This is a genomic window from Aurantibrevibacter litoralis, from assembly GCF_034651555.1.
Lineage (GTDB): Bacteria > Bacteroidota > Bacteroidia > Flavobacteriales > Flavobacteriaceae > Aurantibrevibacter > Aurantibrevibacter litoralis.
Genome location: NZ_JAYEEQ010000001.1, coordinates 474,896 through 499,643 on the forward strand (window position 1 = coordinate 474,896; position 24,748 = coordinate 499,643).

17 protein-coding genes are annotated in these 24,748 nt (G+C 41.9%); all 17 read left to right on the plus strand.

Going from position 1 to position 24,748, the window contains the following annotated elements; all coding sequences use genetic code 11:
* Positions 1 to 20 precede the first annotated feature (20 nt).
* Complete coding sequence (locus U1E44_RS01940; protein ID WP_322929251.1) at positions 21 to 1,181, plus strand: LLM class flavin-dependent oxidoreductase; 1,161 nt, start codon at positions 21 to 23, stop codon at positions 1,179 to 1,181.
* Between the two features lie 9 nt (positions 1,182 to 1,190).
* On the plus strand, positions 1,191 to 2,609 hold the full coding sequence (locus tag U1E44_RS01945) for an APC family permease (protein ID WP_322929252.1): 1,419 nt from the start codon (positions 1,191 to 1,193) through the stop codon (positions 2,607 to 2,609).
* A 572-nt stretch (positions 2,610 to 3,181) separates the two neighbouring features.
* Positions 3,182 to 4,123, plus strand: a complete 942-nt coding sequence (locus tag U1E44_RS01950; RefSeq protein WP_322929254.1) for a hypothetical protein — start codon at positions 3,182 to 3,184, stop codon at positions 4,121 to 4,123.
* A gap of 216 nt (positions 4,124 to 4,339) precedes the next feature.
* Positions 4,340 to 7,366: a SusC/RagA family TonB-linked outer membrane protein gene (locus tag U1E44_RS01955; RefSeq protein WP_322929255.1), complete on the plus strand. Its 3,027-nt coding sequence runs from the start codon at positions 4,340 to 4,342 to the stop codon at positions 7,364 to 7,366.
* 41 nt (positions 7,367 to 7,407) lie between these two features.
* Complete coding sequence (locus U1E44_RS01960; protein WP_322929256.1) at positions 7,408 to 8,763, plus strand: RagB/SusD family nutrient uptake outer membrane protein; 1,356 nt, start codon at positions 7,408 to 7,410, stop codon at positions 8,761 to 8,763.
* A gap of 18 nt (positions 8,764 to 8,781) precedes the next feature.
* Positions 8,782 to 10,131, plus strand: coding sequence for a hypothetical protein (locus tag U1E44_RS01965; RefSeq protein WP_322929257.1), 1,350 nt, complete (start codon positions 8,782 to 8,784; stop codon positions 10,129 to 10,131).
* Between the two features lie 29 nt (positions 10,132 to 10,160).
* Positions 10,161 to 11,843 (plus strand): hypothetical protein, encoded by a 1,683-nt coding sequence (locus U1E44_RS01970; RefSeq protein WP_322929258.1) that lies wholly within the window; start codon positions 10,161 to 10,163, stop codon positions 11,841 to 11,843.
* Positions 11,844 to 11,857: 14 nt separating this feature from the next.
* Positions 11,858 to 12,469, plus strand: a complete 612-nt coding sequence (locus U1E44_RS01975; protein ID WP_322929260.1) for a c-type cytochrome — start codon at positions 11,858 to 11,860, stop codon at positions 12,467 to 12,469.
* Positions 12,470 to 13,744, plus strand: a complete 1,275-nt coding sequence (gene soxC, locus U1E44_RS01980) for a sulfite dehydrogenase (protein WP_322929262.1) — start codon at positions 12,470 to 12,472, stop codon at positions 13,742 to 13,744.
* 10 nt (positions 13,745 to 13,754) lie between these two features.
* Complete coding sequence (locus U1E44_RS01985; protein WP_322929263.1) at positions 13,755 to 15,176, plus strand: phytoene desaturase family protein; 1,422 nt, start codon at positions 13,755 to 13,757, stop codon at positions 15,174 to 15,176.
* A 68-nt stretch (positions 15,177 to 15,244) separates the two neighbouring features.
* Positions 15,245 to 16,192, plus strand: coding sequence for a creatininase family protein (locus U1E44_RS01990; protein ID WP_322929265.1), 948 nt, complete (start codon positions 15,245 to 15,247; stop codon positions 16,190 to 16,192).
* The gene (locus U1E44_RS01995; RefSeq protein WP_322929267.1) at positions 16,150 to 17,118 is read left to right on the plus strand and encodes a cyanophycinase; all 969 of its coding nucleotides are present in this window, start codon (positions 16,150 to 16,152) and stop codon (positions 17,116 to 17,118) included. The genes U1E44_RS01990 and U1E44_RS01995 overlap by 43 nt, the downstream gene beginning before the upstream one ends.
* A 417-nt stretch (positions 17,119 to 17,535) precedes the next feature.
* Positions 17,536 to 18,699 (plus strand): glycerate kinase, encoded by a 1,164-nt coding sequence (locus tag U1E44_RS02000; protein ID WP_322929268.1) that lies wholly within the window; start codon positions 17,536 to 17,538, stop codon positions 18,697 to 18,699.
* A 20-nt stretch (positions 18,700 to 18,719) separates the two neighbouring features.
* Positions 18,720 to 19,976, plus strand: a complete 1,257-nt coding sequence (locus U1E44_RS02005; RefSeq protein ID WP_322929270.1) for a Tm-1-like ATP-binding domain-containing protein — start codon at positions 18,720 to 18,722, stop codon at positions 19,974 to 19,976.
* A gap of 72 nt (positions 19,977 to 20,048) precedes the next feature.
* Positions 20,049 to 20,915 (plus strand): phosphoenolpyruvate hydrolase family protein, encoded by an 867-nt coding sequence (locus tag U1E44_RS02010; RefSeq protein ID WP_322929271.1) that lies wholly within the window; start codon positions 20,049 to 20,051, stop codon positions 20,913 to 20,915.
* Between the two features lie 3 nt (positions 20,916 to 20,918).
* The gene (locus tag U1E44_RS02015; protein ID WP_322929272.1) at positions 20,919 to 21,332 is read left to right on the plus strand and encodes a cupin domain-containing protein; all 414 of its coding nucleotides are present in this window, start codon (positions 20,919 to 20,921) and stop codon (positions 21,330 to 21,332) included.
* A 66-nt stretch (positions 21,333 to 21,398) separates the two neighbouring features.
* Complete coding sequence (locus tag U1E44_RS02020; RefSeq protein ID WP_322929274.1) at positions 21,399 to 24,728, plus strand: PVC-type heme-binding CxxCH protein; 3,330 nt, start codon at positions 21,399 to 21,401, stop codon at positions 24,726 to 24,728.
* Positions 24,729 to 24,748: the final 20 nt, after the last annotated feature.

Sequence of the window (24,748 nt, forward strand, 5' to 3'; positions counted from 1 at the left end):
GTCTAAGAAAAACCCTATTTATGAAACAATGGAACCCGGTGGCCATACGTACCGAAGAGCGTGTTGCAGAGATGGCATGGTACACGGATGTTATTGGTGGCGATACCGATTATCTTGGTGTTTTGGACCCCACCAGACGCAGTAATTTTGAGCATTGCAAGAAGATAACCCTTGCTGCGGAAGAACTCGGATTCCGCAATGTGCTTTTTCCTACGGCGTACACCGTGGGTCAGGAAGTAATTCCTTTTGCCGCTGCGATAGCACCATTTACGTCGCGCATTAATCTGCTTACCGCTATACGCACCGGGGAAGTGCATCCGCCCACACTGGCCAGAACCTTGGCTAATTTAGATCATTTGCTCCATGGCCGACTTACCATCAATATTATAAATTCGGATTTGCCCGGTTTGCGAGAAAATCCGGAGATGCGGTACCAACGTTGTTCCGAAATAATCGAAATTTTAAAACAAGGTTGGACCCGGGATCGCATACAATATCAAGGCAAGTATTATGCCTTCGACCTTCCGGCAGATCCGGTAAAACCCTACCAGCAAAATGGCGGTCCGTTGCTCTATTTTGGTGGGATATCCGAGGGTTCTAAGGAGGTTTGTGCCACGCATTGCGATGTGTTTTTAATGTGGCCCGAAACCGAGGAGCGCATGTACACCACCATGAAAGATATGAGCGAAAGAGCTGCCAAAAAAGGCAGAAAGATCGATTTTGGCTTGCGTATTCATGTGTTTGTTAGGGAAACGGAATCAGAAGCCAGAGCGTATATAAAACAAATCATGTCTAAATTTAATGAAGCCAGGGCATTGGAAATCAGAAGTAGGGGGGAAGACTCTCGCTCCTTAGGGGTACATAGGCAAGACCAACTGCGAAAAACAGCCGATAAGGATGGATTTATAGAAGATATTTTGTGGACCAGCATAGGAAAGGTATTCTCCGGATGCGGGGGCGGTTTAGTAGGAAGTGCAGCGCAGGTGGTAGAGAAGCTAAATCGATATATGGATATGGGATTTCGTTCTTTTATATTTTCCGGTTTTCCATTGCAGGAAGAAGCACGTAATTTTTCGAATTTGGTACTTCCTCATGTGCCCAATGCCACCTTGTCTAAACTTCAGAATAGAACACCGATAAATAGCCCTGTAACTCCTTTAACCACAGGAATACTATCCTAAATATGTGGTATGCGTACTAAAGGGGAAATAGGGTTACGACGCGAAATAGGATTGTTCGATGCCGCAATGATTGTTGCCGGAAGCATGATAGGATCCGGAATATTTATCGTTGGTGCAGACATTCTCAGGAATACCGGTTCTGCCGGATGGTTTCTTGCCGTATGGATTATTGGGGGTATAATGACCTTAATCGCAGCCACGAGTTATGGAGAGTTAAGTGGCATGTTTCCTAAGGCAGGCGGACAGTATGTTTATCTCAAAGAAGCCTATAATCCCTTGGTGGCCTTTGTATATGGCTGGAGCCTTTTTGCAGTAATACAAACAGGAACCATTGCCGCTGTTGGGGTATCTTTCCCTAAATTTATGACCTATTTTATTCCGGAACTCAGTGAAGATATTGTGTTGTTCTCTTTGGGAAATATCCCTGTTTCTCCGGCTCAAATTGTGGCTATTTCCCTCATCTTCCTATTAACTCTGCTAAACACAAAAGGGGTAAAGGGAGGTAAAATAATCCAAACGAGTTTTACAATTACGAAAGTCCTCAGCATCGTGGTGCTTATTGCAGCTGGATTTTATTTCCTAAAAGCCGATGTTTGGCAATCTAATTGGGAAAGGGCATGGAATTTTCAAAAGCTATCTGCCAATGGCTTATTTAGCGAATATCCCGATTTATTATCCCTTGGAGGGGCATTGGCTGCGGCACTTGTTGGCGCCATTATGAGTTATGAGGCTTGGAACAATATTACTTTTGTAGCAGGAGAGATTAAAAACCCCAAACGAAATATTGGACTTAGCCTGTTTTTGGGAACAGCTATTGTGATTACGCTTTATATTTTCTTAAATCTCATGTTTACTGCAGTACTACCCTTGCAAGATATTGCGGGAGCAGATAAAGATCGGGTGGGCATTGCTGCGGCAGCGGCCATTTTTGGAGGTTACGGCACCGCCATTATTGCCATCATGATTATGATCTCCACCTTTGGATGCAACAATGGTCTTATTTTATCTGGTGCCAGGGTTTATTATAGCATGGCAAAGGACGGGCTTTTTTTTAAGAAGGCTGCATCGCTAAATCCACATGCCGTACCGGCGTATGCCTTATGGGCACAATTTGTGATGGCGAGCTTGTTGTGTTTAAGCGGAAAATATGGCGATTTGTTGAACATGATTACCTTTGTGGCCGTACTTTTTTATGTTCTTACGATTTTAGGCATTTTCTTATTACGATATAAAAGACCCCAAGCTAAAAGATCGTACAAGGCTTTTGGTTATCCCATCCTACCAGCCTTTTATTTGATCCTTGGAAGCAGTTTTTGCTTCCTCCTCATCGTTTACAAACCGGAATATACCTGGCCGGGATTAATTATTTCACTATTAGGTATCCCTATTTATTTGCTACATAAATCTTTTATAAAACGCAAATCCTAGCCACTTCCTGTTGACTGCTCCTTGGGATCAAATCGTCTATAGGGATAACGCTAATTTTTTTTTGAAAACGTTTTTCTGAATTTCAGGCAATCAGTTGAGACAAGAATGCGGCGCAAGCCTGTGGGCATGTGTCAAATTGTTAGAACGGTTTTAGGGCAGCCCCTAATTTCGCGCAAAGCCCAAGGTTTACACCGCGGGTTATGGATCGTTCATAGAAGTATGGTGCTATATTTTCCGGATAACAAGGGTAATTGTGGTGTTAAAAAAGCATCGATAATTTGTAATTCATCATTTTTAGTACAGGAATTATACATATCACTTTTAATACGGGGGATAGCATTATAGAATCAAAAATAATACATCAATTAATCTATAAAATCCATAGACTATATATAATTTTATAAAATAACCCTTATATTTGCACGGAAAATGTACGGTAATTCAAATTTTAATTAAGATGAAAAAGTTTCAACATGCAAATGAATCGATGTGGCCAATGCGTTATTGTTGTTGCGGCTAACATTCCTTTTACGAGTAAAAACGAAAACTAAAATTTATAAAATACACTTACAATGAGCATACACATTTATAAGAAAAACACTGTTATACTAACCGCCCTTGTAGTTTTGGGTCTTAACTTCGCCTTCGGTCAGGAAGGAAACGCATCGTCTATAGTGGTTTCGGGAGAACCCATAGCGGAAGCATTACTAGGACAATGGATTAAAGAATACAACCTAACTGAAAGAGCCGATATTACGTTCAATGCAAAGGCAAAAGATGCAGATTTAATTATCGGATTTGCCGAAAATGATGCGCAAGAAAAACACAAGGACTATTTCTCCGTAGCTAAGGTTGCGGTACTTCCGGTGAGTAAGGCGAATGCGGGCATTCTGAGAGAAGTTGGAAAAAAGGGACTAGGAGAAAAACAAATCAAGGCGCTCTTTTTTGATGACTTTTTTGAGTCTACCAAAAAGAGTGAATTTGAGAAGGTTCCTTTTCAAGTATATACGCGTTTGGGGGATACCGGGATACCGGCCATTTTCGCAAAAGAGTTTGGGTACGAGCCACAAAGTCTAAAAGGAAAGGCTATAGGAGGCAATGATTTTCATGTCTTGTTAGCCATGAAAAAAGATCCGCACGCTTTGTCTTTTAACGCCTTAAATCTCATTTTCGACACCAAAACTCGAAAAATTAAAGAGGGATTTGCCGTAGTTCCTGTAGATTTAGATGGTAACGGACGGTTAACGGAAGATGAGAACGTATATGCCGATTTGGATGAATTGCTTGAAAAATTACAACAAGGAGACAGCAAAAACTTGAAAAATATTGCCATAGGGGAACTGCAAATTGAAGTGAATCGGGAAGCGGCTTCCAAAGAAACGCTTGCGTTTTTAAAATGGGTGGTTCAAAATGGTGCTACATTTCTAGCCGCACAAGGCTTTTTACAACCCGATTCCAAAACCTTAGAAAAGGAACGTTTGTTGGTAGATCAGTTGGTGCTTAATCAGCGCTAATTCTATTAAAAAATTGGATCATAACTCACTGGAAATACCTTTTTTTTAGCGCAATCAACGGAAGCTAAATTCTGACCTACTGCTAGGATAGGCTCTTAGGAGCTAATAGTGGAGTTTAGCTGCCGTAGGAGTATAAATAAAAAGCTGTTTTCATAATTACTAGTTAATCCATAGGACATATATACTAAATAAATAAAACCAAACATAGTACACAAAATGAAAAAAATTGCAAGCATATTATTTTTTTTAACGGCATTAAGCAGTTCAATTTTTGCCCAACAGAACCAAATAAAGGGTAGTGTAATTGATATTCAGGGCGATCCTGTAATAGGTGCTACCGTAAGGGAGAAAGGTGCCCAAAATTATACGATTACGGATTTTGATGGATTATTTCAATTAGCGCCAAAGCAGGAATTGCCGGTAACCCTTCAAATAAGTGCTGTAGGGTCTCAAACCTTAGAATTGGAAATTTATGAAATTACAGAAAGCCTTCTTGATATTAGTCTTAAACCGGGTAACGTATTAGATGAGGTGGTGGTTATCGCTTATGGTTCAAGAGAGCGTAAGAATTTAATAGGAAGTGTTACCAAAGTAGACCCTACTGAAACCAAAAATATTGCTGTGGGTAGTTTGGATGCACAACTTCAAGGTAAGGTGTCCGGTGTTCAGATTTCGTCACCGACGGGAGTTCCCGGCGAGGTGTCTAACATAAGGGTTCGGGGCGCCACCTCTATCAACGCCAGTAATGACCCGCTTTATGTTGTAGATGGGGTCTTTATTAATGCCAATAGTTTGCAAACGATTAACACAGGAGGAAAAGCAACCTCGCCCATTGCAGATATAAGTCCCAGTGATATAGAAAGTATTGAGGTGCTTAAAGATGCTTCTGCAACGGCTTTGTACGGATCTAGAGGTGCCAATGGTGTAATACTAATTACCACAAAAAGAGGAAATTATAATCAGAAACCCACCATTAACCTCAATGTATCCTCAGGATTTTCACAAAATATTAATTTATGGGATCTTACAACAGGTCCGGAACATGCCGAATTGGTAAATGATTGGTGGTTAAATACCGGGAGAGATAACCCAAGTCTTAACCGTACTTTTGAAAATAGACCCTACCGCCCTTTTTCTGAAGGCGGTAGAGGACTGCCTGAAGAACAAGAAACGTTTGATCGCTTAGGTGAAATTTTCCGAACAGGTTTTACGCAAAACTATGATGCTTCACTTAGTGGTGGTACAGCGGACACCAAATACTATTTGGCCGGTAGTTATACCTCTCAAGAAGCTACCATAAAAATCATTGATTTTCAGCGCGCTAGCGCAAAATTTAACTTAGATCAGAAAATTAATGATAAGGTACAGGTAGGTATAAGCAACAGCTTTACCCGAACACATCGTACCCAAGCCAGAGCCGGAGATGGTCCACGTGGCGGACTGCTTCAAGCAGCCTTACACACGCCCACCAATCTTTCGCCATTTAATGAAGAGGGTGTATTGGTTGGAAGAACGGGTTTCGACAATGTTACTTTGCTCATAGAGAATTACGATGTACAATCTACGAGTACAAGGTATATTGGGAATTTTTACGTAAATGCAGATATTATTCCGGGTCTTACCTTTAGAAGTACCTTTGGTGTAGATTATAATATTTATGACGAATCGGAGTTCTGGAATACATTTCTTATTGAGGGTAGTCAGGGCGGATTGGCAACATCAAGTATCTCGCAAAATACAAATTGGATCAATGAACAAACATTGTCGTATCGTAAAACGTTCAACAAAAAGCATTCCTTAGGCGTTTTACTCGGAAATACACTGCAGAGTGAGGTATTAGAACGTACGTTTGCTGAGGGTCGAGGGTTTGCCAATAATGAATTTAAAATAATCTCATCGGCTTCTAGTACGCTGGCAACTCAAAACTGGACAAAGAGCACTCTTGCATCATTCTTTACTCGAGTTGATTACAATTTTGACAACAAATATTTAATTGATGTTAGTTTACGAGCCGACGGATCTTCAAGATTTGGCTCCGACAATAGGTGGGGTTATTTTCCTGCAGTAGGAGGCGCTTGGCGTATTAGTGATGAAGATTTTTTTGAAAATGTCAAAGGAATAGACTTTTTAAAACTTCAAGCTAGTTTTGGGCTCACCGGCAATCAGAATGGAATTGGAAATTTTGCTTCACGAGGGTTATGGACAGGCGGTGCGTCGTATCAGGGTAATCCCGGAATTGCGCCACAACAGTTAGGTAATGAGAGTCTTAGTTGGGAGAAAACGAGACAGTTTAATATTGGTTTAGATGTAGGTCTTTTTAAGAACAGACTTGTAGTCGAGGGAAACTTTTATGATAAATATACCACCGATGCCTTGCTGCAAATACCATTGGCGGGCTCTACCGGTTTCGATTCTTTCTGGAGTAATGCGGCGGAGATCAGTAATAAAGGTTTTGAATTGTCCGTAAAATCTGTAAATATAGACACTAAGAATTTCACCTGGACCACCGATTTTAACATCGCTAGAAATGTAAATAATATTGAAAAATTAGATAACCCGCTCCGATTTGGAAGTAGAAATCTAATCTTGATGGAGGAAGGAAACCCATTGTATTCCTTTTGGGTTTATAAGCAGTTGTTTGTAGATCCGCAAACGGGTGATGCGGTTTTTGAAGATGTTAACGGTGATGGAGTAATAACCACAGACGACCGAAAAATTGATGGAAGTATATGGCCGGATTTCTTTGGAGGCATTACCAATACCTTTACGTATAAGGGTTTTGATCTCAATGTGTTTTTTGCCTATTCCTATGGCAATGAGATTTATAATCACAATGCTTTTTTCGGTGGTTCGGTGGGAGCCAGAGGACCAGAAGGAAGGGTTAATTTCGCCGATAATTTACGCCGATGGCAACAACCCGGAGATATTACCGATGTACCCAGGCCCGATGGTATCAACATTAATAATTATAGGGATGGTACAGGTCGCTTTCTAGAAGATGGTTCTTTCCTGCGTCTTCGGTCACTTGATTTTGGATATACGCTCCCAAGCACCCTTTCAGAAAAATTAGGGATTCAAAAGGCGCGGCTCTTCTTTACAGGAACCAACCTTCTTCTGTTTACCAATTATACCGGTGCAGATCCCGAAGCCAGTGCCAGTGCGGCTCCTAATGCACAAGGCATCGATTTGGGGACGCCACCGCAACCAAGAACTTTTCAAATAGGAGCAAATCTTACCTTTTAAAGGGTACTAGTTTTTAATTCAAACATACAAATACAGAACTAATGAAACGTTTAAAAAATATAAATACCAACATACTTTTTGTTTTTCTTTTCGCTGTAATCCAATTTGGGTGCGAAGATTTTTTGGATGTAGAACCGCGAGAATCTGTTTCAGACGAGTCGACCATTGTTGATAATACATCCTCTGAGACTGCCATTAGAGGCGTTTACAGTGCTTTGGGAAGCGCCGGGTATTACGGTATTTCTTTTCAATCCATAGGATATTTTTCTGGTGACAATATTCAGTGGACAGGTTCGCAATCTCAAGTTCAAGAATTTATCAATCACCGCGTAAATCCGGAAAATTCTACCATAGCTGCAGCATGGGTTTCCATTTATGAAACCATCAACCGAGCTAATAATGTAATCCAAAAGGTTCCCTTAGTTAATGATGAAAGTTTTTCTCAGGCCGATAGGAACCGAATTATTGGCGAGGCCTACTTTATTCGCGCATTGGCTTATTTCGATTTGGCAAGAACTTTTGGTGGCGTGCCAATAATAACCCAACCAACAATTTCACCCACAGACAATAGTGGCATAGGACGAAACACACTAGCGGAAACCTACGCCCAAGTTCTTAGCGATTTAGAGACGGCAGAGCCGTTGTTACCGCAAACTACGGATCGTTTTAGAGCTACGCAGAAAACAGTTTGGGGATTAAAATCCCGTTTTTATCTCTATCAAGAGAATTGGGCTTTGGCGGAAGATTTTGCTACCCGTTTAATAGACGACAACGACTATGAGCTCGTGGCACCTTACAACGCTTTTTTTGCCGATGATGTGAGAGGTACGGTAGAATCTGTTTTTGAAATTTTTTATAATGGTACTACGGAAGTAAATAATCATAGGGCGCAATGGCAGCCGCAAACACGAGGCGGTACAAGACAGTGGGCTCCCAACGATTCTATTGTTGCCCTATTAAACAATCCTGATATTGGCGGCAATAGAAACACTATTATAGCTCAGGATAATCAGGGCAGATGGTATGGTGATCTTTATTATAGGGTTCCGGCCTCTGATCCTTCTTATGTTATTCGGATAGCTGAAATATATCTTATTCGGGCAGAAGCTCGTGCCCAACAAGGCAAACTCAATGAGGCACTAACCGATCTAAATGCGGTTAGAGCGCGCGCCGGTTTGCCCAATAGCAGTGCCATTTCCCAAGTTGATATTTTGTTAGCTATAGAAAACGAAAGAAGGGTAGAGTTTCTTCAAGAACCGCACCGTTGGTTCGATTTGGTAAGAACAGGAAGGGCACCTGAGGTGCTTAACCTTTCAGACGCCAATAGATTTATTATGCCAATTCCTATCGATCAAATTTTGGCCGATGACTCACTAGTGCAAAACCCAGGATATTAATCATAAAAATAGTATACCATGACTCAGACAAATCCTAAGCAAGATTTAAGGCAATGGAAATCAATAGAAAAAATCAGTTTCAGGTTCTTTTTTGTTTATTTTTTAATCCTTATCCTTCCCCTAAATTGGATTTTTTTTCAGGATTTAGGAGACATCGTGGCAGGCTCCGTACATTATAGTGATATTTTTCACCTTTCACGGTACACGACAAGTTTCTTTTCCGATATTCCCTCTTTTGCAGACTGGGGCATAGCTGCCATTATTGGATTAGTAGTAACATTGGTTTGGACTTTACTAGAAAAAAAGGAAAGGGATTACAATTACTGGCACTATATCTTGAGAGTCATCCTACGATATAGACTGGCACTTGCAGTTATAGCTTACGGATTTATAAAACTTTTTCCGTTACAAGCGCCGTATCCTTCAATAAGTCACTTAAATACGACATACGGAGCCATAAGCACTTGGAAGTTATTTTCGCTGAGTCTTGGTATTGTACCTTCTTATGAATCATTTCTCGGGTTTGTTGAATTGTTTGCGGGTATTTTGCTTTTGTTCAAAAGAACGACAACAATTGGGGCTTTTATCATTATTTCATTTACAGGAAATGTTGTTTTTTCAAACTTAGCTTACGAGGGCGGCGAGTTAGTCTACAGTTTGTTTCTGGTAAGTATCGCCTTGTTTTTAGTGGCTTATGATTTACCACGCCTTTATAATCTATTGGTGGTAGAAAGACCTACGATTCCGAATTACTACAAACCGGTTTTTGCAACCGCAAAAAGCAGAAATGCAAGATTTTTTCTGAAGAGTGCTTTTATTTTTAGTTGTGTTTTTCTTTTTGGGTACCTTACTTATGTAGGATATAAGAATGGTACGGGTCAGTTTCCAAATACCCCGGGATTAGTGAATGCCAGTGGCATTTATAATGTTAAAACCTTTAGCGTGGAAGGAGATACCTTACAATATTCCCAAAGGCATCCTCAGCGTTGGAAAGATGTGGTTTTTGAAGAATGGAACACCTTAAGTGTGCGATCAAACATTCCTGTAAAAGCAGCAAACAGCAATGTGACCTATATAGCTGCAAATGAAGCCGAAAGAAATTATGAGTTCGAAGGTATTGGGGACAGGCACTATTACAGTTACGAAATAGACAACGATCAAAATAAGATCATTTTGCAAAATAGAAATCCCCAGCATTTGGGGGATAAATTGTATTTGCATTATGAACGGCCCAATGATAAATCTATTATTTTAAATGGGAGCGACCACAATGGCAGGAAACTGTATGTAGAACTTGAAAAGATAGATAAGAAGTACCTCCTTAAGGAAGCAGCCGAGAAAGGCAGACGCGGAAAGTTAGCGCTTTAATCCACAATTCAAATTAAAAAACTGTAATCATGTCCGATACAACAACAATCGAAAAGGTTAAACAACCTCTAGAAAAAAAAGTTTCCTTGAACGGTAGGGCTAAAAGTCAAAAACCTGAAAGAGAGCATCGTAAAGATTGGAAATCCTATGAAAAAATTGGATTTCGTGTGGCCTTCATTTTTTTTATTAGTATTTGCATCCCCAATAGCCTCAATTGGTACACCCATCTTATTCATATAGATTGGTTTAATTTGCATTATCGGGACTTGTATGATATTGCGAGGTTTGGCTCAGGTCTCAATTTCTTTGGAAATTCTATTTTTGGGAATAGTCTATTAGGATATGCCAATTGGATCATTACCCTAGGGTTTGCCATCATTGGTGGGGTTATTTGGACGGTTTTAGATCAGAAAAGCAAGCAACCTGCTAAAGAGTATAATATGCTCTATTATTGGTTACGGGTTATCGTCAGATATAGGGCAGGTATAGGTATCATTGGATTTGGTTTTACAAAACTATTGCCTGTACAGATGCCTTATCCGTCCGAAGGAATCTTAAATACCGATTTTGGTGATTTTACGCCTCAAAAGATTTTTTGGCTTTCTATAGGTATTGTGCCCTGGTATCAGATATTTTCGGGCGTGGTAGAAATATTAGCCGGGTTTCTTCTCTTTTTTAGGGGAACTGCAGCTTTAGGTGCTGCGCTTTTAATTGGTACCTTAGGAACCATAACGTATGTTAATTTTGCTTATGATGGTGGTGTTCATGTTTACGCCTCTTATTTTGTGCTTCTCGGTCTTTTCGTATTGTGGTTCTATATACCCCGCATATACAGGCTTCTTATTTTGGAAAAGTATACGATACCGGTAAATCATTATCCTTCCCTAACAAAAAATTGGCAAAAGTACAGTCGCATTTTCTTAAAATCGGCCACCATTATTATTTTTATCGGGGTGTTTTTTTATCTGCAATATGTTAACTTTTTGTACGATCCGTATAAGCAACCTTCCACTAAAGGAATTACGGAATTAAGAGGATACTATGATGTAGTAGATTTCAAAATCAACGGTGAAACTATTCCATATGATCCATTGAGTCCCATTCGTTGGAAAGATGTTACCTTTGAAAAATGGACCACGTTAACCTACAAAGTGAATAAACCTACACCGCTCGATTTGTCTAATGGAGGAGGGGATCCTATGAGAGATATAAATAGAACGTTTGAAATTGCAGGTGTAGGGGGTGGTACTCGAGTTTTTCATTATTTTGCAGATACGATTGAAAACAAATTGTACCTTCAAGATAAATACAAAGCGAGACCCGATCGACGGAATGTGACCGCAGGTGCGGGCGGCGACGCAGCCCATAAAGAAGCCAGATTTGCAAATTTAAACGAATTTCAACAGTCAAAAGCAGGTATTTATGCAGATAATTGGATAAGTAAGGAAGCTTGGTCGCATATTGGTGACGAAAATCATTTTATAGATCCTCGAGCAGCCTCCACCCGTCGTGATCGGGAATTTGAGGCAAACAAGGGAAAGTATGATGAGCGCAAACGCATGGTATTGGAGTATCAAATAAAGGACAACGGTGCTCAAGTGATACTTTCCGGTGTCAATGAAGATCAAGATTCCTTAAATATAGTGTTGCAAAGGGTAAAAAGAGACTATGTTATTTCTAAGGGCGAACTTGAAGCGGGTAAATATGAATAATAATGAATATGCGTATGGCTAAAAGAACGACGCCCAAATCGATGTATTCGATTATTGTTCTGATTTGGATTAGTCTTTTTGCTTGTAACGATACCCCACCTGTTTCACTCAGAGAAAAAAATATAAGTCCACCTGAAGCAAGGGTATTAACTACATGGCCGGCTTCATTTGGTTTTGGTCGTACTGCTAAGGTCGATGAAATAAAGCGGATTGATATAGACATAAGACCAGACGGAAAAGGACTTCCAGCGGGTCAGGGCACGGCCTTAGAGGGGAAGTCCATCTATGTACAGAAATGTGCAAGTTGTCACGGGTTGGAAGGGGAAGGAGGTACGTATGGCCGCTTGGTAGGCCATGACATGCCTTGGACGGAAGCAAAAACCATTGGCAATTATTGGCCCTATGCCACTACGATTTATGACTACATCAATAGGTCGATGCCCTTCAATGCCCCCGGGTCATTGACCGCGGATGAAGTGTACAGTATTACCGCGTTTCTTTTGGCTGAGAACAAGATCATAGATGAGAATCAAGTGATGGATTCGGTTACTTTACCTAAAGTAATTATGCCGGCAAAGACCTATTTTGTTGTTGACGATAGAAAGGACGGAAAAGAAATCAGGTAGATGAGATATAGCAAGGCTCTCCTAAACCGACCCGAAGAATCAAAATCGAACAATGTTGTTATGAGCAGAAGGTCTTTATTGCTGGGAGGGGCAGCCTCTGCGGCGCTCATCATGGTACAGACAGCTTTCGGTAAGATGGTTTCCCAAAGTGCCAACGAAACAGAACGGATATTACAGGGAACTGACCCTACAAAGGTACAGGGACCGCTTCCATCAGTTATTGGAAGCAGATCCCCTTTTGAACAACCCAAAAGGTCTACCATATTTACATCTTCCCGGACACCCCTTCAAGACCTATATGGGACGATTACTCCATCCGACCTTCATTTTGAACGGCACCATGGGGGAATTCCCCTGATTGATCCCAACAACTATGAATTGTTGATTCATGGTATGGTTGAAAAACCAATGATCTTTAGTTTAAAGGACTTGAAACGGTTTCCCTCTGTAACACGTACCTGTTTTATAGAGTGTTCGGGTAATTACCGGGGGAATAAGGAAAATTTAACCGCTCAGGATATAGCCGGGCTCACCAGTCAAAGTGAGTGGACGGGCATAATGTTGTCCACTTTGCTCCGTGAAGTAGGAGTAAGGCCCAAAGCTAGTTGGTTTTTGGCCGAAGGTGGCGATGCGGCCGTTATGACAAGGAGTATTCCGGTAGAAAAGGCATGGGAGGACGCCATGATCGTCTACGCTCAGAACGGTGAGGCCATAAGGCCAGGGCAAGGATATCCTGCCCGTTTGTTACTGCCGGGTTGGGAGGGGAATACTAGTGTAAAATGGTTGAGGCGTTTGGAATTTTCGGACCAACCTTTTATGACTAGGGAGGAAACCTCAAAATACACGGAACCCATAGGGCCAAAAAAAATAAGGCAGTTCAGTTTTACCATTGATGCCAGATCCATTATTACCTATCCATCCTATCCCTGTCAATTGGAAAAAGGTTGGGTGGAAATACGGGGATTGGCATGGAGCGGACGGGGAAAGGTAACCAAAGTCGAGGTGAGTACAGATGCTGGAAAGTCATGGCAAGAGGCCAATTTGAACACCCTTGCGTTGGACAAGGCACATGTAAGCTTCACTTACCTATGGCAATGGAAGGGTGAGCCTACGGCCATCCTAAGCAGGGTTTATGATGAAACTGGGTACAGGCAACCTACCTATGAACAGCTCATAGCGGCACGTGGAAAAGATACTAGATATCATATAAATGCCATTACCTCTTGGGAAATACGAAAAGACGGATCGGTATTCTGTAAACCAAATAAGGCATAAGTAGAGAGAAATGGAGAATGCAACTTATGACGCCATAGTAGTAGGAGCCGGTCCCAATGGGTTGGCAGCGGGGATACGGCTTCAGCAACACGGTCTATCCGTATTGGTCGTTGAAGGAAAGGATACTATTGGAGGCGGTATGCGCACTGCCGAATTGACCTTGCCCGGGTTTAAGCACGACATCTGTTCTGCTATACACCCTACTGCGCTGGCTTCTCCTTATTTAGCTACGCTTCCTTTGCATGAACATGGATTGACATATATTCTGCCGGAAGTTGATTGCGCCCATCCTTTTGATGATGGTAGTGCTGCTCATTTAGAACGTTCAATAGCTAACACAGCAAGAGGGTTGGGTGTCGATGCAAAGAATTATACACAACTTTTTCAACCCCTTAAAGGCTATTGGGATGGTATAGCTGCTGATGTTTTGGCTCCATTATCATTTCCAAAGAACCCTATGGATATGGCTCGTTTTGGTGTTTCGGCAATGCAACCGGCTACTTGGCTGGCCAAAAAATTTCAAACCAAGGAAGCCAAGGGCCTGTGGGCCGGAATGGCGGCACATTCCTTGCAACCCCTTTCCAATTGGGCTACATCGGGTATCGGTTTAGTACTAACAACAGCTGGTCATTTAGGGGGATGGCCTATACCAAAAGGGGGATCCCAATCCATTGCCAATGCCATGGGCGCTTATTTTGAATCCATCGGCGGAAAGATTGAAACCAACTTTTATGTAAAATCACTGGATCAATTGCCCCCTGCCAAAGCAATTCTTTTTGATGTTACCCCTAAACAGCTCCTAGAAATTGCTGGACATACGTTTTCGGCTCTATATCAATGGCAGTTGAACCGCTTCCGCTATGGCATGGGCGTCTTTAAGATAGATTGGGCGTTGGATGGTCTTGTGCCCTTTAAGGCAGAAGTATGTAACAAGGCCGGCACCATACATTTAGGAGGTACATTCGAAGAAATTGTACACTCGGAACGTGAGATTGGAAAAGGCAACCATGTGGAAAAACCCTTTGTGCTTTTTGCGCAACAAAGTCGTTTTGATGCTACCCGTGCTCCCAAGGGGAAACACACCGCATGGGCCTATTGCCACGTACCCAATGGCTCCAAGGAAGATAAAACGACGATTATTGAGAACCAAATAGAACGTTTCGCTCCGGGGTTCAAAGATCTGATCCTCGCCAAACATACCATGAACACTAGGGAGATGCAGGTGTACAATCCCAATTACATAGGCGGCGATATCAATGGAGGTGTCATTGATATTGGTCAGCTGTTTACGCGCCCAGCACTGCGCAGCTCGCCCTACAGAACATCACAAAAGGGACTTTATCTTTGCTCATCATCAACCCCGCCCGGGGGAGGGGTTCACGGAATGTGCGGATACCATGCTGCGGAGCGGGCCATTAAGGATTTATTTTAAAGAGGGAGTATTCCTATAAAATGACAGAATATACCCATTATCAAATAAAGTAGGAAAAAGAAATAACCATGAAAATTAAAATCAGTGTTTTTGGAGGATTGTTCCTGTTGGCAATTAATTATTGTGCTGGACAGACCAACCCTTTATGGAAAGAAGAAAAAGTTAAAAATTTTTTACCGCACATGACAGTACCCGAAGTAAGGGAATTGCTCACCAAAACCGATATGGTCATTATTCCAATTGGTGCCTTGGAGCAGCATGGACTTCATTTGCCCATAGGAACGGATTATCTCAATGGTGTGGAACGGGCCAAATTAATTGCCCAAAGGGCCAATGTTTTGGTTGCCCCGGTTTTAATGGCCGGACAATCGCCCTATCATATGGGATTTCCGGGTACCATTACCCTTCCGTCAGATTTGATCGTAGCGGTTAATTTTGAGGCCGTAAAATCACTTTTGCACCATGGGTTTAAAAGATTCCTGATTTTAAATGCCCATGGGGGGAACAGGGCTTTATCTACGTTTCTTGTGGATAAAATAAACCAAGAAACATCTGGTATTGCCGTAGAATTGGGCGCGGCAATTGGCCCTTTTCGGAAAACTACGGTTAATAAAACGGAAAGTCCAGAAAAGGGGGATAAAATATTTGATCGGCATGGAGGTATAAATGAAACGGCATCATCACTCTTTCTGATTCCAAATCTTGTTGCTATGGATAATGCTGAGATTGCGACGCTACGTCATTCCTCACACATTCAAAAAATGATACAGGCATCGTTACAGGGTGATCAGACTGCACTGCTGGTGTTATTGGCTGAAGGATTGAAGGCCCAAGAAACGGGCAAAGGAACTTCTGCCGCCGAGATGAGCACTACTGGAGTGTGGGGCGTGGGCGATCTGTCCAAAGCAAGTGCTGCACAAGGTGAAAAAGGAACCCTTAACTTTGTGGAGGCCGCCGTACAATTTATAAATAGATGGGAAGATTTACGACCAAGCCATCTGAAAGAGCAACCATAAAAGAAAAGTATATGTATATCATGACCATAAAGCTGCTAAGAACCAAATATGCTTTGATGCTGCCGTTCATTCTTTCCTATTTCCTATGTTTTGGTCAGACCCCTTTAACGGTTACGAAAAGGGATACCCGGCATGGACCGGAAAATGGATCCCTTATCTTAATTGGCGGCGGAGGTTCAACAGCCGCCATTTGGGATAAATTTACCGAATTGGCAGGTGGTAAGGAAAAAGCTAAAATTGTGGTTATTACCGCCGCCGCAGGAGATTCCTTGGCATTGAGTGAGGCACCCATAGCATTGGTAAAACAAGAAACCGGAATAACGGATGTAGTGCTATTACATACGAAGGATCTAAAGGAAGCCAACAGTGAAGATTTTGTAAAGCCCCTCTTAGAAGCTACCGGAGTTTATATTGTTGGAGGTCGTCAGTGGCGAATAGCAGATTCTTATCTAAACACCCGAACACATCAGGCTATAAATGACCTATTGTCTCGTGGTGGTGTCATCGCAGGAACTTCGGCCGGGGCAACCATCCAAGGCTCCTTTCTTTGGCGTGGAGATACCAAGGGGTCCGAAATTCTTATAGGAGACCACACGCAAGGTTTCGGATTTTTAAAGTACAGCGTCATCGATCAGCATTTTCTTCGCCGCAACAGGCAGTTTGATTTAATTGATTTTGTAAAAATCTCACCGGAATACATAGGTATCGGTTTGGATGAAGCCACTGCTATCGTAGTACAAAAGGATATTTTAGAGGTTCTGGGCAAATCGTATGTGGCTATTTACGAATACAATACGCTATTAGAAGTTGCAGCCTCTCCTAATTCTGCAACACACGGAGGTAAACAAGCCGTGCATCAGCCCTTTTTTCTGCTAAAAGAAGGTCAAAAATACGATTTAAATACCCGAAAGATCATCACGGAGTAAGCATTGAAGGTCATGCTATGGGGTTTAGTCAGCAAAAATACAAATGCCATTATTTGGTTACGTACTGTAGTTATTAATTAGGGTCTTAAAAAAGGGTTTACCTCATGTTTTTAATTAAAAAAAGGAGAAATCCTTTTTTAAGGTTTTTAAATTGTCCAAACTTTTATGTTTCGGATTATACTTAGCTATAGCGCACTATTCTTCTTCAAAAACTTCAAATTCAGACGCGAACCCCTTTTTTTGAACAATGGACATAATGTCTAGCTCTCGGGCCATCGGGTTCAAGTAACTTCAAAAACCTGTGGTAGGGAACCGTTGGTGTAGTATTATTCCAAAAGTTGAAATGCATTTTATTTTGTACATTCATGCCAAATTCCGCAAAATTATGGGAAGGGCATCGAATAAATAAAATCTAAAATGAACATACTTATTGCCCCGGATTCCTTTAAAGAGTGTTTATCTGCTACAGCAGTTGCCGAACATATCGCTGTTGGAATCCGGAGTGTCCTTCCTGAGGCTGGTTTGCAAAAAATCCCACTTGCGGATGGTGGTGAGGGTTTGCTTGAGGCTATCCTTGCAAACACTAAAGGGAAGCGTGTTGCTGTTGAGGTGCTAGATCCCCTTTGCCGAAAAATAAAAGCGGATTATGGCATCATTAGCAACGGAAAGACGGCCATCATTGAAATGGCCAAAGCTTCCGGGATAGAATTGCTAAAGGAGTCTGAAAAAAATCCACTACAAACCACTACCTATGGTACCGGGCAATTGATAAGAGATGCCTTAGACAAGGGGTGTACAAAGCTCGTTATCGGAATTGGTGGGAGTGCTACCAACGATGGCGGCATGGGTATGATACGTGCTCTAGGAGCAAAATTTCTTGATAAAACAGGAGTAGAAATAGGACAAGGTGGCGGAAGTTTAAACGAACTGCACCATATAGATCTTACGGCTTTTGACCAAAGGCTAAAAAGGTGTGAAGTGGTTGTTGCCTGCGATGTGTCTAACCCCTTAACAGGAGAAAACGGGGCATCCTACGTTTATGGCGAACAAAAAGGAGGAAATCCCAAGCAGTTGTCTGTATTGGATCAGAATTTAACGCATTATGCCGATGTCCTTAAATCAACATTGGGTATAGAAGTCCGTCACATTCCCGGATCGGGAGCAGCAGGCGGTACCGGAGCGGCATTATTGGCTTTTATGAAGGGTACTTTAAAGCCCGGTATTGATCTTATATTGGAAACCTTACAAGTAGAAAAGGGGATGCAGTGGGCAGACCTGGTTATTACCGGAGAGGGTAAAATAGATGCCCAGACCTTGCAGGGAAAGACCATAGCCGGTATTGCCAGGATGGCAAAAAGGCACCAAGTACCGGTAATTGTAATTACAGGAAAAGTAGGTGAAAATATAGATGAGATTTATGATTTGGGAGTGAGTGCCATATTCTCCATCGTAAATCAACCCATGCCGTTGGAAACAGCCATAAAACAAGCTCCACGGCTCATTGAAAACTGCGTGATTAATATTATGAAGGCGATGAAGATCTTTGGTGTGCCATATTCAAAAATAGAAAACAGGAAATAAGATACCGTTAACTGAGTAAAATGTCAGAAGAAGCAAAACCTATAAGCCCATTTCAAAAAACGATTGTTATGCTGGGCTGTTTTGATACCAAAGGCGCCGATTTCGAATATCTATATACGCTATTAAAAGCATTAAACCCGAATATTAGTACCATTAATATGGGAGTTTTGGGAACTACGGATCTTTTTCCGGTAGACTATGAAGCGCAGGAGGTCGCCCAAAGGGGTGGATCGGAACTTCATGAATTGAGATTAAAGGAAGACCGAAGCCATGCCATAAAAATTATGGGAAAAGGAGCTGCCAAGATCGTTGCACAACTTCAGGCTCAAGACAAAGTTCAGGGCATTATTGGTATGGGGGGCGGTGGCGGTACCTATATGGCGCTGACTGCCATGAAAGCACTTAAACTTGGGATTCCAAAGCTATGTCTAAGTACCATAGCAACTAAAGATCTTTCTTCGCATATCGGGGCCAAAGATATTTCGCTAATGCCTTCAATTGTGGATGTGGCCGGATTAAACAGCATCAGCAGGATTATGATACGGCAAGCGGCAGGAGCCATAACGGGTATGGTGAATAGCACCGAAGTAGATACGTTGGACAACACCAAAAGTATCGCCAAAAGTATTGCCATAAGTGTCTTTGGCAACACCACCTTGTGCGTAGATCATTGTACGGAACAATTAAAATCCAAAGGATATGATGTCTTGTCCTTCCATTCAGTAGGTGTTGGCGGGATAACCATGGAATCGCTTACCATGGAAGGTTGTTTTGATGCGATTTTGGACATTACCACCACAGAACTGGCCGATGAATTGTGCGGCGGAATATGTAGTGCCGGCTCGGATCGTTTAAAAGCGGGATCTACAATGGGCATTCCGCAGGTTATTGCTCCGGGATGTTTGGATATGGTCAATTTTGGCCCCATGGACACCGTTCCCGAAAAATATAAAAACAGACACTTGTACAGTTGGGGGCCGGACGTTACACTTATGCGAACCAACAAAGAGGAAAACAGGATTTTGGGGAAAATTATCGCAGAAAGAATCAATCGCTCAGAAGGGCCGGTAACGGTTTTATTACCTTTGGGAGGGCTTTCCAAAATTGGAGCCGTAGATGGCGTGTTTTATGCGCCCGAAACCGATAGGGAGTTATTCAATGCCATCAGGGAAAATGTGCATTCCGGTATCCAAATAAAGGAGGTCAATGCCAATATCAATACGGTCGATTTTGCAAGGGAGGCTGTAAAATCGATGTTGGAAATACTTGAAAATTAGCTGTAGTGCATTAGAGGCTAATTCAGTTAAAATCAATACACATAATAATATCATTAATTAAAACAGCATAGTATGCCAAATCCATGGACAGGGAAAGGAAACCCTTACACAAAACAAGAAGTACGAGATCGATTACAAGCCACTTTAAATGAAAACAGGGCCATTATCGCTGCCGGAGCAGGCACGGGAATTAGTGCCAAATTCATAGAAAAGGGAGGAGCAGATCTGATTATTATCTACAATTCCGGTCGTTTTAGAATGTCCGGTCACGGCTCTACAGCAGGAATGATGGCTTATGGCGATGCCAATGCGGTAGCCATGGAAATTGGGGAATTTGAAGTCTTACCGGTAGTGGAAGAAATTCCGGTGATTTGCGGTGTCCATGGAAGCGATCCACGGAGAAGAATGTGGCATTTTTTGGGAAAAGTTAAGGATATGGGTTTTTCCGGAGTAAATAACTTCCCAACCCATTCTATAATCGACGGTCATTTTAGAAGGGTATTGGAAGAAACCGGAATGAGCTTTCAAAAAGAAGTAGACATGGTGCGTTTGGCCACAAAAATGGATCTGTTTTCCGTGGTTTATGTGGGAAAACCGGAAGAAGCTGTACAAATGTCCGATGCCGGTGCTGATGCTATCATCGCCCATGTGGGTACAACAGTTGGCGGCTCTATAGGTGTTACCAGTGCAACGGCTACCATGCACGATGCCATAGAACGGACACAGAAGATTGTTGATGCCGTAAGAAAATCAAACCCAAACACCTTTTTTCTTGCGCATGGAGGTCCCATTAATACCCCGGAAGATGTAAAATATGTATTGCAGCATACAACAGGACTACATGGTTTTGTAGGAGCGTCATCCTTAGAGCGAATGGGCGTAGAGCAATCGCTTACCAATCTCACAAAGGAATTTACATCGCTTAAATTGTCTTTGTAAACTATGAAATCTAAAAATTGGAAATTTGTTAAGGAAGGGGATATACTGTTTGAAAAGGCTAGTGGTCGGGTACATTACTGGCACTACCATCCCGAAACATTAAAGGAAGCAGATTCCTATATGGTAAAAGTGGTTGTACCTGTAGGAGGTGGACATAACTTTCATGTGCATCCTGAAATGAATGAGATTTTGTATGTGCTAAAAGGACAGGCAGAACAATGGATAGAGGATGAAATGCAGTTTCTAAACGAAGGAGAATCTGTGTATATCGATGCCGATGTGGCACATGCTACTTATAATGCCGGAGAAGAAGAACTGGAGTTTTTAGCCATTCTGTCTCCTCCTCAAGGTTGGGAAGCAGGAACGGTTGATGTAAGTGGTAACTTGCCGTATTCGGAATACCGCCAACGCATTTAAATAGCATCAAAATAAAAGAAGTCTTGCGGAAGCGGGATACGAATAGGGTAATTTAAAGATTAAGGAATGAAAAAATTACAAGTTTATATATCAACGCTAAGCTGTGTTATGGTGCTACTGGCTTCCTGCACTACCAAAAAGGAAGCACCGCCCCAGTTAACCTATACAGGAGAAAATCCAAGAGTGCAAAATCCACTAAGTCCTGAGGATTCGCAAAAGCATATTCAACTGCCTGAGGGTTTTAGTGCCGAGCTGTTTGCTGCGGAGCCCAATATCATTAACCCTATAGCCTTTACCTGGGATGAACGCGGGCGTTTATGGGTGGTACAGTCCAAAGACTACCCTCATGGGTTAGTCAATGACGTAGGCGGAGATCGGATTACGATTTGTGAAGATACTAATGGCGATGGCAAAGCAGATAAATTTACGGATTTTGCTACGGATCAAAGTCTAACTACGGGTATTACGCTTGTAAAAGGTGGAGCGATTGTAGCACAAGCACCAAATATGGTGTTGTTAGAAGATACCAATGGAGATGATAAAATGGATAAGAGCACAGTGCTTTTTGATGGTTTTGGAACTTTTGATACTCATGCCGGACCCTCAAGTCTTCGGTATGGTATAGACAATTTAATTTGGGGTGCAGTAGGCTATTCCGGTTTTGAAAATCAATTTCAGGGAAAACCTATCGATTTTAAAATGGGAGTTTTTAAATTTTCCAAAGACGGTTCTTATTTTGAACCGGTAGGTCAATTTAACAACAATACTTGGGGCATGGGTTTTAATGAGCATTTTGAGATTTTCGGTTCCACTGCCAATAACAACCACTGCTGTTATGTGGGGATTCCGTTAAAACACTACGATTACCTGAACAAATTACCTTCCTGGGCGGTAAATGCCGATTTTATTCAGGGACATTATGAAATTTCTCCTGTAGATACCATTCCATTGCAACAGGTAGATGTAAGAGGAGGCTATACAGCCGCATCCGGAGCTAATTTTTATACTGCAAGAAATTATCCAGAGGCATATCAAAATCAAATGTATGTAAGTGAGCCAACAGGACATTTAGTACACATCGCCAAAATCGTAAAAGATGGCGCAGGGTATAAAGAAGTAGATGGTGGAAATATCTTTGCCAGTACCGATGCTTGGACGGCACCCGTGTTTGCAGAAACAGGTCCGGATGGGAATTTATGGGTGGCCGATTGGTACAATCCGGTAATACAGCACAATCCTGATAAACGAGGAATGGACAACCAAATCTGGAATGCCGATAAGGGCGAGGGAAATGCGCATATAAACACGTTAAGAGACTATGGGCACGGAAGAATTTATATTGTTACCTACAAAGGTAAAAGCGATAAAAAGATAAAATCCTTGGACAGAAAAAATGACAAGGCATTATTGACGGCACTAGAGAGTGATAATTTGTTTTGGAGAACCACAGCGCAACGCATCATTGTAGAAGAGAAAAAAATAGAATTAATACCCGATTTAGTGCAACTTGCCACAAGAGATAAGATAGACAAAACAGGACTCAACGCCGGAGCATTACACGCTTTGTGGAGTCTGCAAGGCCTCAATGCGCTAACAGAAAATCAGGAAGTGGTTACCAATGCCCTAAGCCATAAATCGTATGCCGTACAGCGGGCGGCACTGGCATTATTACCCAATTCTAGAGAAGGTAGTGAGGCATTGGCTGCCTCCGGACTTTTGTCAAGTTCCGATCCTCAATTACTTTTGGCCGCCATTCTTAGAGCCGGAGAACTACCGGAATCGACCCATTTATTTGCCGAGATCGATAAATTAGCTCAAAATAAGGCCATTACTTCAGATAAATGGCTCAATGCAGCGCTTAAAATATATTTCCGAGAGCTGAATTTTGAAGAAGTAGATCCCGCTTCGGTACAGATGATTATTCCGTCAGCAGAAGAAAAAAGAACAACATGGAGCTATACAGAAGAAAACCCGGGTAACGATTGGACGCAACTTCAGTTTAATGATACCTCTTGGAAAAAGGGTGAAGGCATGTTTGGCAGTGTTTTGGGAGATAACGTAAAGTCGTCTTGGACTACATCAGCTATTTGGTTGCGTCAGGAAATAGACCTCAATGAAATCATCGCAGAGCCCGTATTAAAAATAGCGCATGATGACGATTACGAAGTGTATGTAAATGGACAATTGCTGATTTCTGAAACCGGTGCGAGTGGTACTTACAAATTCATCAAATTAGATGCAGAAAAAGGAGAATTATTTCAAAAGGGAAAGAATGTGATCGCGGTACATTGCGTTAATACAGGTGGCGAACAGTATATCGATATGGGTATCGGGAAGATTGGAAAGCTAAAAACGGATGCTATTTTTGTGTTGAATACGGTAGATCAGGAAATGGCATTCGATAAAAAGATTTTGCGCGCCACTGCCGGTCAAACCATAGAAATTGTTTTACATAATAAAGATCAAATGCCACATAACCTTGTGGTACTGCAACCGAATAGTTTAGCCGATTTTGGTGACATGGTAGATGGGTTTTTAAAAAATCCTGATGCCGAAAAAATGGGTTATGTGCCCAATTCACGTTACGTGTTGGGCGCAACGACAATGCTAGCGCCGGGTGCTAAAGGATCAATTGTATTTAAGTTGCCCGATACCCCCGGCATATATCCTTATGTCTGCACCTTTCCGGGTCATTGGTGCTTAATGCAGGGCGTAATTATCGTTACGGCACCCGGTTCTTATATTTCGGAGAACAAAGATGCTCAAAAAATTACGGTAATGGGAGGAGGAAGCTCGCACGACTTCTTAAACTATTTTGGTGTTGCGGATGGCAACGTACTGCATCAAGACGATAAAAACACGGTGTTGTATACAGAGAACACCAAAGAACTAGGTGCACTTTTACCGCAAACCGATATACTTTTACTAAGCAATAACAAACCCTTAGATGTGGACACTAGGGCACTTCTTTTGGCACGAATAAGGGAAGGCAAAATGCATACCCTTATTTACCATGCCAGTCATTGGTATAATTGGGAAGATTGGCCGGTGTACAACAAAGAAATTGTAGGCGGTGGTTCCCGATCACATGAAGATTTACAGGAATTTGAGGTAACGGTATTAAAAGCCGATCACCCCATCATGAAGGGGGTTACACGCAAATTTCGGATCGTAGATGAGTTGTACCGCTGGGAAAAAGATCCATCTGCCGACATCGAGGTTTTGGCTGTAGGTAAAGGTTTAAAATCGGGAGAAGAATTTCCACTGATTTGGGTGGTGAAGCATTCAACGGCGAAAATTGTGGGCAATACCTTAGGCCACGATGAAAGAGCGCATAACCATGAGGACTACAAAAAGATCTTGCAAAATAGTATTGTATGGTTAGGGAAAGAATAACAAAGTGGAGTTTTTTAGTG

What these genes read in the sequence shown, in the direction of transcription:
- U1E44_RS01940 (WP_322929251.1), top strand. Translation starts at nt 21, where the DNA reads ATGAAACAATGGAACCCGGTGGCCATACGTACCGAAGAGCGTGTTGCA.
- U1E44_RS01945 (WP_322929252.1), top strand. Translation starts at nt 1,191, where the DNA reads ATGCGTACTAAAGGGGAAATAGGGTTACGACGCGAAATAGGATTGTTC.
- U1E44_RS01950 (WP_322929254.1), top strand. Translation starts at nt 3,182, where the DNA reads ATGAGCATACACATTTATAAGAAAAACACTGTTATACTAACCGCCCTT.
- U1E44_RS01955 (WP_322929255.1), top strand. Translation starts at nt 4,340, where the DNA reads ATGAAAAAAATTGCAAGCATATTATTTTTTTTAACGGCATTAAGCAGT.
- U1E44_RS01960 (WP_322929256.1), top strand. Translation starts at nt 7,408, where the DNA reads ATGAAACGTTTAAAAAATATAAATACCAACATACTTTTTGTTTTTCTT.
- U1E44_RS01965 (WP_322929257.1), top strand. Translation starts at nt 8,782, where the DNA reads ATGACTCAGACAAATCCTAAGCAAGATTTAAGGCAATGGAAATCAATA.
- U1E44_RS01970 (WP_322929258.1), top strand. Translation starts at nt 10,161, where the DNA reads ATGTCCGATACAACAACAATCGAAAAGGTTAAACAACCTCTAGAAAAA.
- U1E44_RS01975 (WP_322929260.1), top strand. Translation starts at nt 11,858, where the DNA reads ATGGCTAAAAGAACGACGCCCAAATCGATGTATTCGATTATTGTTCTG.
- soxC (WP_322929262.1), top strand. Translation starts at nt 12,470, where the DNA reads ATGAGATATAGCAAGGCTCTCCTAAACCGACCCGAAGAATCAAAATCG.
- U1E44_RS01985 (WP_322929263.1), top strand. Translation starts at nt 13,755, where the DNA reads ATGGAGAATGCAACTTATGACGCCATAGTAGTAGGAGCCGGTCCCAAT.
- U1E44_RS01990 (WP_322929265.1), top strand. Translation starts at nt 15,245, where the DNA reads ATGAAAATTAAAATCAGTGTTTTTGGAGGATTGTTCCTGTTGGCAATT.
- U1E44_RS01995 (WP_322929267.1), top strand. Translation starts at nt 16,150, where the DNA reads ATGGGAAGATTTACGACCAAGCCATCTGAAAGAGCAACCATAAAAGAA.
- U1E44_RS02000 (WP_322929268.1), top strand. Translation starts at nt 17,536, where the DNA reads ATGAACATACTTATTGCCCCGGATTCCTTTAAAGAGTGTTTATCTGCT.
- U1E44_RS02005 (WP_322929270.1), top strand. Translation starts at nt 18,720, where the DNA reads ATGTCAGAAGAAGCAAAACCTATAAGCCCATTTCAAAAAACGATTGTT.
- U1E44_RS02010 (WP_322929271.1), top strand. Translation starts at nt 20,049, where the DNA reads ATGCCAAATCCATGGACAGGGAAAGGAAACCCTTACACAAAACAAGAA.
- U1E44_RS02015 (WP_322929272.1), top strand. Translation starts at nt 20,919, where the DNA reads ATGAAATCTAAAAATTGGAAATTTGTTAAGGAAGGGGATATACTGTTT.
- U1E44_RS02020 (WP_322929274.1), top strand. Translation starts at nt 21,399, where the DNA reads ATGAAAAAATTACAAGTTTATATATCAACGCTAAGCTGTGTTATGGTG.